The sequence below is a fragment of the Pseudoalteromonas sp. 5Ae-yellow genome (genome assembly GCF_014077565.1).
Taxonomy (GTDB): Bacteria; Pseudomonadota; Gammaproteobacteria; order Enterobacterales; family Alteromonadaceae; genus Pseudoalteromonas.
In genome coordinates, this window is record NZ_JACGWD010000001.1 from 86661 (window position 1) to 99572 (window position 12912).

Genomic DNA, 12912 nt, shown 5'->3' on the forward strand with positions numbered 1-12912 from the left:
TTCAAATGAAAAAACAAACATTACTCAGTGTTTCAATGCTTGTAGTAACACTTACTTTAACTGGCTGCCAATCAGCTTATTACTCTGCAATGGAAAAAGTCGGTGTTCACAAACGCGATATTCTTATTGACCGCGTAGAAGAAACCAAAGACTCTCAAGAAGAGTCACAAGAAGAATTTAAATCGGCACTAGAGCGCTTAACGACTCTAATCGATTTTAATGGTGGCGAATTACAAGACACTTATAATCAGTTAAACGACGATTACGAGTCGAGCTTAAATGCCGCTAACGAAGTCTCAACTAATATCAATAAGGTAGAAGACGTGGCAGAAGCGCTATTTGATGAGTGGGGCGATGAGTTGGAGCAATACAAAAGCGCATCACTTAAGCGTGAAAGCAGCAAAAAGCTAGCCGCAACTAAGCGTCAATTTGATCAGCTATTACGCTCAATGCGCAGCGCAGAGAGTAAAATGGAGCCAGTATTAACCTCGCTTCATGATAACGTTTTATACTTAAAGCATAACTTAAATGCACAAGCGGTATCGGCTATTAAAGGTGAATTCACTAACCTTAAGCGCGATATTCAATTGTTGATGAACGACATGAACAAATCGATTGCCGATTCAAACAAATTTATTGAACAAATGAATAGCGCAGGCTAATCATTTGTTACTTTAACAAGCCTGCTTAATTGCAGGCTTTTTTATATTAAAGGGAATGCTAAAAGGGATTTACAATGAAAAGCTTTTTAATCACAACAATGCTCTTATGTATACTAACTGCCTGCGGTGCACCTAATAATATTAATCGTATAACCAACCCCGACTCAGTTGTTGTTATTAATGATAAGAACGGTCGTTATAAAAATTTATACACAGGTGAAAAAACATATCCCACCACCTGTACTGAAAACTGCTACCCAACCCACCCAGACTTACTATGCAAAACCGGCAGCGAAAACTGCCAGTATCAAGGCCAGCAAACTAAACCACAACTTAGCACCGGCTATACTGTGCGCTGGCTTGGTCACGCTAGTTTTGTAATTAACACCCCAAATGGTCAAAGTGTGCTGTTTGATCCGGTAAAAAATCAGTTTGATTCTCCAGTCGCACTTGGCTTTAAACTCGGCGTTGGTATTTATCGTAAAGCAGGCGCTTGGCCTAGTGAACAAGAACTGGAAAATATTGATGCGGTAATGTATTCGCATATTCATTACGATCACTTTAATAAAGCCGACATACAAAGCATTGGCAATAAACCTCGTTATTTAACACCACTCGGTATGGCCGACAACTTCCCCACCGGCGGTTTTAATATTAGCGAAATGCCATGGTACTCAACAACCAACATTGACGACTTAATTATTAATGCCGTGCCAGCTCATCATTTTAGCGCTCGAGTATTGGTGCCCTTTATTTACGAAGATAACAATAAAGACTTATGGAATGGCTGGCTGCTTGAACAAAACGGCAATACCTTATTTTTTGCAGGCGATACGGGCTACTCAAAACACTTTAAAGATATACAGCAAAAATATGGCGATATAGATGTGTGCTTAATACGAATCGCATCTTACTACAGTAAAGAAAGTGGCAAATTTTATCGCTACGTTCACACTACACCAGAAGACGCGCTTAACGCAGCACAAGAGCTTAACTGCAAAGTAATGATACCGTGGGGATACGGTAACTCAAGTTGGAAAATGGGCGACCACTCTAGCCACTCTGCTTTGCTACGTTTATTACACATGGTAAAAAAAATGGATGCTAAAACACCGCTGTATATTTTAAACGAAGGCGAAAGTATTTCACTGTAACTATTTACTTAGCTGTTTTAAGATTGTTATTACATTAAACCAAATCGACAATAAAATTGAGAAATTAATGAAAAAATTAGCACTCGCCTTAAGCTTTTTATTAAGCACGCCTGCAATGGCCATTGATGTTGAACATACATCAACTCCAATTACTATTGATGGCGTATCAGAAAGTGCGTGGGATAAAGCCACTTGGCACGATATGCCTTATTTAATGGATGGCACACTGCCATCAAACGATGCCGATTTTAAAGGGCGTTATCGCTTACTGTGGGATCAAAACTACTTATACCTACAAGCCGATATAGTGGATGATGTTTTAATAGATACACACGCAGATCCAACCTATAAATATTGGGATGACGATGCATTAGAGATATTTATTGATAGCGATGCATCGGGCGGAAACCACCAATTTAATCACACCGCTTTGGCGTACCATATTGGCCTTGATAACCAAGCTGCCGATTACGGCCCTGATAAAAAAGCCCATTTGTATACCGACCACCTAGTTAGTAACTGGAAGCGCAACACCACCGCACCTTTTAACATCACGTGGGAAGTAGCAATAAAACTCTACCCGAATGATTATAAAGAAGGTGCTAAAAATACCCCAATTACACTTAGCGAAAAGCAAGTAATCGGCTTTATGTTAGCGTATTGCGATAACGATGGCAGCGACGTGCGCGAACACTTTATGGGCTCACACGAAGTACAGCCAGTAAACGGCGACAGAAATCGTGGCTTTATAGATGCAGATGTATTTGGCAAAATCACCCTACTCCCTAAAAAGTAAGCCCCCCACACCAATAGGTTGGGTTGAGCGAAGCGAAACCCAACGAAAAATATCCTACCAACAAAAACAGAGACTTTGCAATATCGATTATCTAATTCTCAAGCACGTTTTTGCTTAGACAAAGAGCGCTGCGCCCTAATATAAAGCTAATTTCAGCCACCCTTTTGCTCATGTTTAATAATTTTAAGAAGCAAATCAATTCTGCGATTTGTTTTTTTGGTTTGCTCCCTAATCATTCCCTGCACCACAGCTGAAGCAAGGAAAATAAAACATATTATTTGAAATAATTCAGTTTCAATATCATAGAAGCTATTAGCAATTGATAACAAAACAAACGGTAAAAAAATTGATATGAGATCTTTCAAGCCCCAATCATTTTTTCCTAACGTTTCAAATTCATCTTTATATTTTTGCAGTTCAGCAATATGTTCTATCTCTAGTTTTGCCTTCATTTCATTTTCGGTATTCACACTAGCTTACTCTCACATATTAAATATAGCTTTGATAATAACTTAATACCTTTTTTAGGTTCAATATTAAAAACTGTTTAACGGTATCGAACCAACCGCGATGTTCTTCTAACCTGAGAGCTTACAGCTCTTCTCTCGCTAACTATTATTCACAAAAAAGCCGCTGTGTTTTTCAATACAGCGGCTTTTAAAATCATTATTCTAAATTAATAGATTATGACTTAGGTGCACGACCCGCACGTTTACGTTCGTTTTCTGTAAGGTGTTTCTTACGGATACGAATGTTTAGTGGAGTAACTTCAACTAGCTCGTCATCATCGATGAACTCAAGCGCTTGCTCAAGTGAGTAGTTAAGGTGCGGAGAAAGCGTTTGCGCTTCATCAGTACCAGATGCACGTACGTTAGTTAACTGCTTGCCTTTAAGGGCGTTAACTGTAAGGTCGTTATCACGGTTATGAATACCGATAACCATACCTTCGTATACTTCAACACCGTGACCGATGAATAAACGGCCGCGCTCTTGTAAGTTGAATAATGCGTTAGTAAGTGCTTTACCAGTTGCGTTTGCAATCATTACGCCGTTCTTACGAACACCGATAGCGCCACCTTTATGAGGACCATAATGATCGAACGTATGGTACATAAGACCAGAACCCGAAGTAAGCGTCATGAAATCAGTTTGGAAACCAATTAAACCACGGCTTGGGATCATGAAGTCTAAACGCATACGGCCTTTGCCATCTGGAGTCATGTTAGTAAGTTCACCTTTACGTAGGCCAACTTGTTCCATAACAGAACCTTGATGCTCTTCTTGACAGTCAATAGTCACTGTTTCAAACGGTTCTTCTAGAACGCCATCTACAGTACGTAAGATAACTTCTGGACGAGAAACTGAAAGCTCGTAACCTTCACGACGCATGTTTTCGATTAAGATACCTAGGTGTAATTCACCACGACCAGAAACACGGAAGCTATCTGGGCTAGCAGTATCTTCAACGCGAAGTGCTACGTTGTGTACTAATTCTTTGTCTAAACGCTCACGGATATTACGTGACGTTACAAACTTACCTTCTTTACCACAGAAAGGTGAGTTATTTACAGAGAATGTCATTGTTACAGTTGGCTCATCAACACTTAGTGGTGGTAATGCTTCAACGTTTCCTGGGAAACAAACTGTATCAGAAATCTTAAGCTCACCAATACCTGTTACAGTTACGATGTTACCAGCGTAAGCTCTATCAGTTTCGATACGCTCAAGACCTAGGTAGCTTTGTACTGCACCAATTTTACCATTACGTGTAGTGCCATCAGCACTGATAATAGTAACTTGTTGGTTAGGAGCAACAGAACCACGTTTTATACGACCAATACCAACTACACCAACATAAGAGTTGTAATCTAGTTGAGAAATTTGCATTTGGAAGTCACCTTCAGGATCTGCATCCGGTGGTGATACTTCTTCAACGATCATCTTGAACATAGGTTCCATGTTGTCTGATGGTTCGTCTAAATCTAGTGTTGCCCAACCGTTGATTGCTGAAGCGTAGATTACTTTAAAGTCTAACTGTTCGTCAGTCGCGCCAAGGTTGTCGAATAAATCAAAGATTTGATCCATAACCCAATCTGGACGAGCGCCTGGCTTATCAATTTTATTGATAACGACGATTGGTTTTAAGCCTTGCGCGAATGCTTTTTGCGTAACGAAACGCGTTTGCGGCATTGGACCTTCTTGAGCATCAACAAGTAATAATACTGAGTCAGCCATCGAAAGTACGCGTTCAACTTCACCACCGAAATCGGCGTGTCCCGGGGTATCTACGATATTGATATGGTAGTCATTCCAAGAAATGGCTGTGTTTTTAGCCAAAATGGTAATACCACGTTCTTTCTCAATGTCGTTTGAGTCCATCACGCGCTCTTCGTTACCGCCGCGTGTTTCTAATGTACCTGATTGCTCAAGTAGTTTGTCAACCAGTGTTGTTTTACCATGGTCAACGTGCGCGATAATCGCTATATTTCTTAACTGTTCGATGCTCATATATTTACTCAGAGAAATTAAATTCTCATTGATCCTGCAAGATCTACGCACTCATCCACGCTTTCGCGAGATGTCCCAGCATAGGATTTAAAAGGGCGCATATTATCCCTCATTAATGACATGGATGAAAGTTTATCCAATATAAATTTCAAAACTTTCTCAATACTTTTACTAAGTATCTGTTTTATATATGACAATTATATGAATTAAATTTCAAATTTTTTTTGAAAAACAGCCTTTTTGGCTATTTTGCTGATCTTTTTGGTACTCTTTTGCATTTAGGTTATGCTATTTCCGAGCGATTAAATTAGCAGCAAATTGTGCCCTGTAAATTTTGCACCAAAAAGGAAAATTTACGCACCAATATAGTGCGTTTGTACATTCCATTTTGATGCAACGATATTTTTTTAATTTATAAACAGCTAGTTATAAAAATGGCACAAAATCAGCTTAGTAAATCCCAAAGCAATTATGCAGCAATAACAAAACCCAATAGTTGGAGGACACATGTCACAATCGGTTTTAGATTTTATTAAAGAAAATGACGTCAAGTTCATTGATTTACGCTTTACTGACACTAAGGGTAAAGAACAACATATATCTATTCCTCATCACCAAGTTGATGAAGACTTTTTTGAAGACGGTAAAATGTTTGACGGTTCTTCAATTGCAGGCTGGAAAGGCATAAACGAATCAGACATGGTATTAATGCCAGTTGCTGAATCAATCAAACTAGACCCTTTCACTGAAGAATCAACATTAATCGTACGTTGTGACGTAGTAGAGCCTTCAACACTTCAAGGTTATGAGCGCGACCCGCGTTCTGTTGCTAAGCGTGCTGAAGATTACATGCGCTCTACAGGTATTGCAGATACAGTTTTATTTGGCCCTGAGCCAGAGTTTTTCGTATTTGACGACGTTAAATACAAATCAGATATGTCTGGTTCTATGTACAAAATTGATTCTAAGCAAGCTGCTTGGAACTCAGATAAAGAATATGCAGATGGCAACACAGGTCACCGTCCAGGTATTAAAGGCGGTTACTTCCCAGTTGCTCCTGTTGATGACTTCCAAGATTGGCGTTCAGCTACGTGTCTAGTTCTAGAAGAAATGGGTCAAGTAGTAGAAGCACATCACCACGAAGTTGCAACAGCAGGTCAAAACGAGATTGCTACTCGCTTTAATACAATGGTATTAAAAGCGGATGAAATCCAAGAAATGAAATATGTTATCCATAACATGGCTCACTTATACGGTAAAACAGCAACGTTTATGCCTAAGCCAGTTGTTGGTGATAACGGTTCTGGTATGCATTGTCACCAGTCACTTGCTAAAGACGGTGTTAACCTTTTTGCTGGCGATAAGTACGGCGGTCTTTCTGAAGATGCACTTTACTACATTGGCGGTATCATTAAGCATGCTAAAGCAATTAACGCTTTTGCAAACGCATCTACTAACTCGTACAAACGTTTAGTACCAGGTTTTGAAGCACCAGTTATGCTTGCGTACTCTGCACGTAACCGTTCTGCATCAATCCGTATCCCAGTGGTTCCATCTGAAAAAGGTCGTCGTATTGAAGTACGCTTCCCGGATCCAACAGCTAACCCATACCTTGCTTTCTCAGCAATGCTTATGGCTGGCCTTGATGGTATCAAAAACAAGATCCACCCTGGCGATGCTATGGATAAAGATTTATACGACTTACCAGCTGAAGAAGCAGCAGAAATTCCAACTGTTGCAGCATCACTTGACGAAGCACTATCTGCACTTAGCGCAGACCGTGAATTCTTAACTCAAGGTGGCGTATTCACTGACGACTTAATCGATGCTTACATCGAACTTAAGTCTAAAGAAGTTGAAAAGCTTAACATGACAACTCACCCAGTTGAGTTTGAAATGTACTACAGCTGTTAATATAAGCTGTAAAAAATATGTGTGTTCTCAAGCCCGCTTTGCGGGCTTTTTTAATGGTAAAATTAGTCAATCTCCACTAAAGTTAAGTTACCGATAAAAATGCAGGGCTGCAGAGTGAATAACAAGATTTTATTACTATTAATTACTTTAGGATTAAGTAATTATGGTTATGCCGGTGAAACAAAAATATACGCTTGGAAAGATAAAAATGGCGTATTAGTGTTCTCTGACACCCCTCATAGAGGTGCTAAAGAGGTAAAGCTTACCAGCCAAGATCTTAATATGCCTGCAACAAATACTGACATTTTTGACGAGCAACCCCAGCCTCAACAAGCGGCCTTTAGTATTGCCATTTCCTCACCTGATCATAACCAGACTATTCGTGAAAATACCGGCACTGTTTATGTTACTAGCCGAATAAAACCGCGCTTTGAAACTGGTTTTACTATACAACTTTTTATTGATGGTAAAGCACACGGCCCTGCCAGTGACAGCTCAACCTTTGCAATAAGGGATGTAGAACGTGGTCAGCACACACTACAATTAAAGCTTTTTAATAGTAAAAACCAAGTTATTGCTACAAGCGAGCCCTGTATGTTTTTTATGCACCGAAAAGGGCTAAGCCTAAGTAATTAAATTGGGGTATTACTAATCGTGCAGCAGTGTATTTTACCGTATAACTTGCTTGCAAACATCAACGCACTAAAATGGTGCAGCTATGATTAATAATAAAAACTTTAGCCCTGAGCTACTCGATGCTATTTGGCAAAATCAAACAACCGCTATCATGTTGCTTGATAAAAACTTCACCGTTGTCTATGCCAATACCAGTACTAGCGAACTGCTTGGCCTTGGTAACAAGCGCCTATTAGATCAGCCTTTCGACAGTCTTTTTAATTACCATTCAATCGATTTGCAGCGTATAGAACAATACTCATTAGTTGAAGGTGTAGATTGCCAGCAGCACAGAGCTGACGTGGTTTTTAGCGATTCTCGCCATGCAAAAGTAGCCGTAAGTACACGACAAATTAAGTTTGATGGCTCACTTTATATTTTATTTGAGTGGCGCCAAACTGATGACGAAATTAAGCACGACCAAGCGTCTAATCAAATGCATCAATACCAAGCAGCCCGAAATCTAATTAGAGGCTTAGCTCACGAAATTAAAAATCCTTTAGGTGGAATTCGCGGAGCGGCGCAGTTATTGCAGTATGAGGTTGATCAACAAGAAAGAGACCAATGTGCTGAACTTATCATTGAGCAAGCTGACCGATTACGCGAATTAGTAGATAGGCTTTTAGGGCCAAATCAGCTTCCGCAAAAATCGTATGGCAATATACATCAATCACTTGAATCAGTTGCACGACTAAGTACGTTAGATAATTGTTCTAACATTAGCTTGGTTAAGGATTACGACCCAAGCATTCCTGATGTATACATTGATCAAGGTAAAATTCAGCAAGTAGTATTAAACATTGTTCGAAATGCTCAGCAGGCGCTTGTAAATGGCGGTGAAATAACAATAAAAACCCGCATTAATCATCAGCATCGTCGCCCAGGTAAAGCACCTAAAAAAGCCTTGTTGATCCAAATATCTGATAACGGACCAGGTATTGATCCCAGTGTACGTGAAACACTGTTCTACCCTATGATCACCAATAAAGAAGATGGCTCAGGGTTAGGACTCTCAATAGCGCAAACGCTGATAGATCAACATGATGGCTATATAGAATGCGATAGCTGGCCTGGACATACTGAATTTAATATCTATCTGCCCTTTGCAGATTAATGTTTGGAGTTTGCATGAAAACAGTTTGGCTTGTAGATGATGATGCCTCAATTCGCTTTGTACTTGAAAAGGCACTAACCCGTTCAGGGTTTAACACGGAGAGCTTTGCTAATGCGCAAGATGTACTAAGCGCACTAAAGTTTAGCCAACCTACTGTTTTAGTTTCTGACGTTAGAATGCCAGGCATGGATGGTATGGCGTTGCTTGAACTTATCGCAGAGCAAAACCCTGGGCTGCCAGTTATTATAATGACTGCCCACTCAGATTTGGACTCTGCAGTTAATGCATTCCAAAAAGGTGCTTTTGAATACCTAGCTAAGCCGTTTGATTTAAACGAAGCAGTGGCGCTAGTCGAGAGCGCGTGCAGAGCAAACTCCACTAAAAAAGCTAAGCGAAAGCAAGCTCCACCAAAAAGTGCCCACATTATTGGTGAAGCACCCGCTATGCAAGAAGTGTTTAGAGCGATAGGTAAACTATCGGCCTCTAGCATGAGCGTATTAATAAATGGTGAATCTGGCACAGGTAAAGAACTTGTCGCCAGCGCCCTGCACAACCATAGTCCACGTAAAGAAAATCAATTTATTGCACTTAACATGGCAGCCATTCCAAAAGAGCTAGTTGAGTCAGAGTTATTTGGCCACGAAAAAGGCGCATTTACGGGCGCAGATAGCGTACGTAAAGGCCGCTTTGAGCAAGCCAATGGCGGCACACTGTTTTTAGATGAAATTGGTGATATGCCACTTGATGTACAAACACGTTTATTGCGCGTACTTGCCGATGGTGAATTTTATCGCGTTGGTGGCCATCAAAGTATAAAAGTAGATGTCCGTATTATTGCGGCTACTCACCAAAACCTTGAAGATTTAGTTAAACAGGGCAAGTTTAGGGATGATTTATTTCATCGTCTTAATGTTGTGCGCCTACGTTTACCCGCTCTCCGAGAGCGCACTGAAGATATAGAAAGCTTATCGCAGCACTTTTTACATAAAAGTGCTAAAGAACTACAAGTAGAAAGCAAAGTGCTGAGCCCTAAAGCGACTGAGCAATTACGTTTATTTAATTGGCCAGGCAATGTACGCCAATTAGAAAACACGTGTCGCTGGCTAACAGTTATGGCGCCAGGTGAGCTTGTAAGCGAGCAAGACTTACCACCGGAGATTCTGGATGCTTCGCCAACCCAAGAAGAAGGTGATTGGCTAGATGCGTTTCAGCAATGGCTTAATCAAGAGCTTAAACAAGGCAAAGAAAATATTTGGCCTGACATTCAAGCCCAGCTAGAAACTCGTTTAATTAAAACCGCCCTGGCTAATTGTTCTGGTCATAAGCAAGATGCTGCTATAAAAATTGGTTGGGGACGCAACACGTTGACCCGAAAATTAAAAGAGCGCAATATTAGCTGATTAAACGCTTTTAACACATTTGGTTATTGATGAAGCTAATCGAACATATTCCATTATTCAAACAAATGGAAATTATAAACAGGCTGCACTTTTTTAAGGAATTTACGCTCAGCGAGCGCCAAGTCTTATTGGAGTCGTTCGGCCTGTTATATTTAGTAAGCCAGCATCAGTTTTTATTTAAGCAATACGATAACGACAAGCGCTTATATATTGTACTTAGCGGCGCGCTATTAGTATTTAAACATAATCATTTGCTAGAACTTGGTACTATAGAGCCAGGTGAATTTATAGGTGAAGGCGCTTTTATAAATAACCGAGAGCGCAGCACTAGCGCACGCGCCAAAACCGACAGCATAGTTCTTGCTATTACCCCTGAAGCACTCACCCGCTTACCTAATGTTATCCGTGAAAAAATTAAAGACCGAATTATAGAAGGTATGAGTTTGCGTATTGCAAAACTTAGTGAACATATAGAAACTCACGGTTAACTCTATCACTCAATCCATATAAACAATTTGCAATGAGCAATCAAGCCAACTGGGCTTATTAACGTGCGCAGTAAAAGTGTAAGTATCTGAAGGCTTGGCACCAAAGGGGGTATTTACAAGTGGTTGCGAGTGGCTGTATGTTTGCGAATAATTTTTGTAATAAATGACAACGTAACCGTATAAAAACTCCCAACCTAACCTTACAACAGCGCCACTGGGTAAGGTAAAGTCAGCATATTTATCTGTAAATGTGACAAGTAAATCATTGTACTTGTCTTCGCTGCATTGAGTTGTTCGTAACCTTTTAGGCATAACAAAGGTTGTACCCGCCACTACATTTTTTAAATAAAAACCTATGTTGCCATCACCATAAAAATGATTTGAACGCGTTGTATAGTTAACTTGTGGCTCGTAACCTAGCCCCTGCATTATAGCCGCAAGTTGCTCAGTTTCTTTAGAATAAATCTTATCACTTGATAAGAGTAATGTGGCTTCACCAAAGTCAGGTGGGATTGCCAGCTCTACATATTCATAAGAGAGCGATTGTGCTTTTAGCGCAGCATCGAGCTGGTTGCGCTGTTCATCTTGCAAGTTTTCACTAAATACATACACGGTAGGTTGTTGGCACGCAGCTAATAGTAATGCCAACACACATATTAAAATTCCATTTTTCATAGTTACCCTTTTAAATTACAATTGTAGTCTATTAAAGGTAACTATTTATAGCAATTTAATTTGTTTGGCTATCTAACCACGCATCAACACTTTTACGGGTGTATAAAACTTCTTTAAATAAACGATGGCGTTGAAATTCAAGTACCGATTTTTTTTTCATATCGCCACTCACTAAACGACTATGGTGATCGTTAAATTTTGAAATCACAGAAAAACCACGTTCAGCATTTTCCTTTTGCTCTTTTACTTGATTAGTAAGATGTGACCTAACATCATCTGCGGTCAACATATCTGAATTATCTAAGCCCATTAGCTCTTTTTTCATTGCTAATCTTACGCCCATTTTCTACTCCGTTTTATATGTATTCATTACACATTGATTAATCCGCCAGAGTTTTAGCAATTAGCGAGCCATACGTAAAAAAGATTGCAACGAAGCTTAACTTTTAATTGCTTCAGTTTTTTTAAAGACAGATAAAATACCTAAAAACTTTCATAACTAATTGTGTATTACAGCTATCTAAAGTTACTTGCTTTGGTGCAAAAGTCGCTGTAAGCCTTTATACTAAAGCCTGTGCGTTACCCCACCGAGAGCAAATATGAACGAAGAATATATAGAAATAGAGTTAGAAGAAGAGCCGATTGAGCTTTGTAAATTATTAAAAGTATTAAACTTAGTTGAAGGTGGCGGCCAAGCTAAAAACCTAATCACTGAAGGCTATGTGGGTGTTAACCATGAAATTTGTACAATAAAGCGGAAAAAATTATACAGTGGCGATGTACTAGAATTCGATGGTGAGTTTTTTCAACTTGCGTTAAGTGAAGATGCAGTTCCTGCAGAAAAACCTGCGGCACAACCTCAAGCAGAATCAAAGCAAGCTGCACCACAACCAATAAATCAGCCAGCTAAAGCTAAGCGCAAGCGCACTAAAAAGCCAAAAGTTGACGATAAAACAGGTCGTCGTCCTATTTCATTTGGTTAAGTATTTAAAAAACCCTCTTTTTATATAAAAAGGCCACCTTGTATAGTTGGCCTTTTTGCTCTTTAATTACCTAGCTAATAATAATAAAAACAAGGTAATAATATGTCACAAAACACACCAGCCACCTGGTTTAAACCCGCTGTATGGGCGGCACTTGTATGGAACTTACTTGGCGTTATTGCATTTGCTATGCACATGATGATGACACCCGAAATGATAGGTAAACTACCGCTAGATCAACAAGCTGCCTACTCTAACGTTCCTATTTGGTCAACTATTGCCTTTGCTATAGCTGTATTTGGAAGCACTTTGGGTTGTCTGTTTCTACTTACTAAAAACGCGCTGGCAATACCTACTTTTGCACTGTCGCTCGGTGCTATTTTACTACAGCAGTACTATAACTTTGTAGTTATAAACAGTATTGAGCTGCTTGGCGCAAGTGCTGTATTTATGCCTGTTTTTGTAATCATAATTGCCATTGCTCTACTTTATTTAAGTATTAAAGCTAAGCAACAAGGTTGGTTACAGTAATTAATAAAGGTC

At 39.7% G+C, this 12912-nt stretch carries 14 protein-coding genes; 10 read left to right on the forward strand and 4 right to left on the reverse strand.

From position 1 onward, the window contains the following. Positions 1-5: 5 nt before the first annotated feature. The 3 genes from H4J63_RS00380 to H4J63_RS00390 all read left to right on the forward strand — a co-directional run bounded on the left by H4J63_RS00380 (position 6) and on the right by H4J63_RS00390 (position 2612). Positions 6-662: a DUF2959 domain-containing protein gene (locus H4J63_RS00380; protein ID WP_024597208.1), complete on the forward strand. Its 657-nt coding sequence runs from the start codon at positions 6-8 to the stop codon at positions 660-662. A 74-nt stretch (positions 663-736) separates the two neighbouring features. Then, positions 737-1816, forward strand: a complete 1080-nt coding sequence (locus H4J63_RS00385) for an MBL fold metallo-hydrolase (protein WP_182193751.1) — start codon at positions 737-739, stop codon at positions 1814-1816. A gap of 67 nt (positions 1817-1883) precedes the next feature. Further along, positions 1884-2612, forward strand: coding sequence for a CBM9 family sugar-binding protein (locus H4J63_RS00390; RefSeq protein ID WP_076925804.1), 729 nt, complete (start codon positions 1884-1886; stop codon positions 2610-2612). Between the two features lie 152 nt (positions 2613-2764). Here the strand turns inward: H4J63_RS00390 and H4J63_RS00395 are convergent, their stop codons facing one another. Together H4J63_RS00395 and typA are read right to left on the reverse strand one after the other, a co-directional pair. Then, a complete protein-coding gene (locus H4J63_RS00395) occupies positions 2765-3082 on the reverse strand; it encodes a hypothetical protein (protein ID WP_076926067.1) in 318 nt (105 codons plus the stop codon). Positions 3083-3296: 214 nt separating this feature from the next. Beyond that, positions 3297-5120: a translational GTPase TypA gene (typA, locus tag H4J63_RS00400; protein ID WP_002961123.1), complete on the reverse strand. Its 1824-nt coding sequence runs from the start codon at positions 5118-5120 to the stop codon at positions 3297-3299. A gap of 507 nt (positions 5121-5627) precedes the next feature. On the opposite strand from typA, the gene glnA reads away from it, so the two are divergent. The 5 genes from glnA to H4J63_RS00425 all read left to right on the forward strand — a co-directional run bounded on the left by glnA (position 5628) and on the right by H4J63_RS00425 (position 10711). Next, a complete protein-coding gene (gene glnA / locus H4J63_RS00405; protein ID WP_024603879.1) occupies positions 5628-7034 on the forward strand; it encodes a glutamate--ammonia ligase in 1407 nt (468 codons plus the stop codon). Positions 7035-7148: 114 nt separating this feature from the next. Continuing rightward, entirely contained in the window at positions 7149-7670 is a 522-nt protein-coding gene (locus H4J63_RS00410) for a DUF4124 domain-containing protein (protein ID WP_024603878.1), read from the forward strand. Between the two features lie 82 nt (positions 7671-7752). Then, positions 7753-8823 (forward strand): nitrogen regulation protein NR(II), encoded by a 1071-nt coding sequence (gene glnL / locus H4J63_RS00415; RefSeq protein ID WP_024603877.1) that lies wholly within the window; start codon positions 7753-7755, stop codon positions 8821-8823. A gap of 14 nt (positions 8824-8837) precedes the next feature. After that, positions 8838-10223 (forward strand): nitrogen regulation protein NR(I), encoded by a 1386-nt coding sequence (gene ntrC / locus H4J63_RS00420; RefSeq protein WP_182193753.1) that lies wholly within the window; start codon positions 8838-8840, stop codon positions 10221-10223. A 29-nt stretch (positions 10224-10252) separates the two neighbouring features. Further along, positions 10253-10711: a cyclic nucleotide-binding domain-containing protein gene (locus tag H4J63_RS00425; RefSeq protein WP_010554789.1), complete on the forward strand. Its 459-nt coding sequence runs from the start codon at positions 10253-10255 to the stop codon at positions 10709-10711. Between the two features lie 9 nt (positions 10712-10720). Here H4J63_RS00425 and H4J63_RS00430 read toward each other — a convergent pair whose 3' ends face one another. Then, positions 10721-11386, reverse strand: coding sequence for a hypothetical protein (locus tag H4J63_RS00430; protein ID WP_076926064.1), 666 nt, complete (start codon positions 11384-11386; stop codon positions 10721-10723). A gap of 55 nt (positions 11387-11441) precedes the next feature. Further along, complete coding sequence (locus H4J63_RS00435; RefSeq protein WP_024596967.1) at positions 11442-11729, reverse strand: hypothetical protein; 288 nt, start codon at positions 11727-11729, stop codon at positions 11442-11444. A gap of 256 nt (positions 11730-11985) precedes the next feature. Here H4J63_RS00435 and H4J63_RS00440 point away from each other — a divergent pair, with 256 nt between their 5' ends. After that, positions 11986-12369: an RNA-binding S4 domain-containing protein gene (locus tag H4J63_RS00440; protein ID WP_076926063.1), complete on the forward strand. Its 384-nt coding sequence runs from the start codon at positions 11986-11988 to the stop codon at positions 12367-12369. A 102-nt stretch (positions 12370-12471) separates the two neighbouring features. Then, positions 12472-12900 (forward strand): hypothetical protein, encoded by a 429-nt coding sequence (locus H4J63_RS00445; protein WP_182193755.1) that lies wholly within the window; start codon positions 12472-12474, stop codon positions 12898-12900. Positions 12901-12912 lie beyond the last annotated feature (12 nt).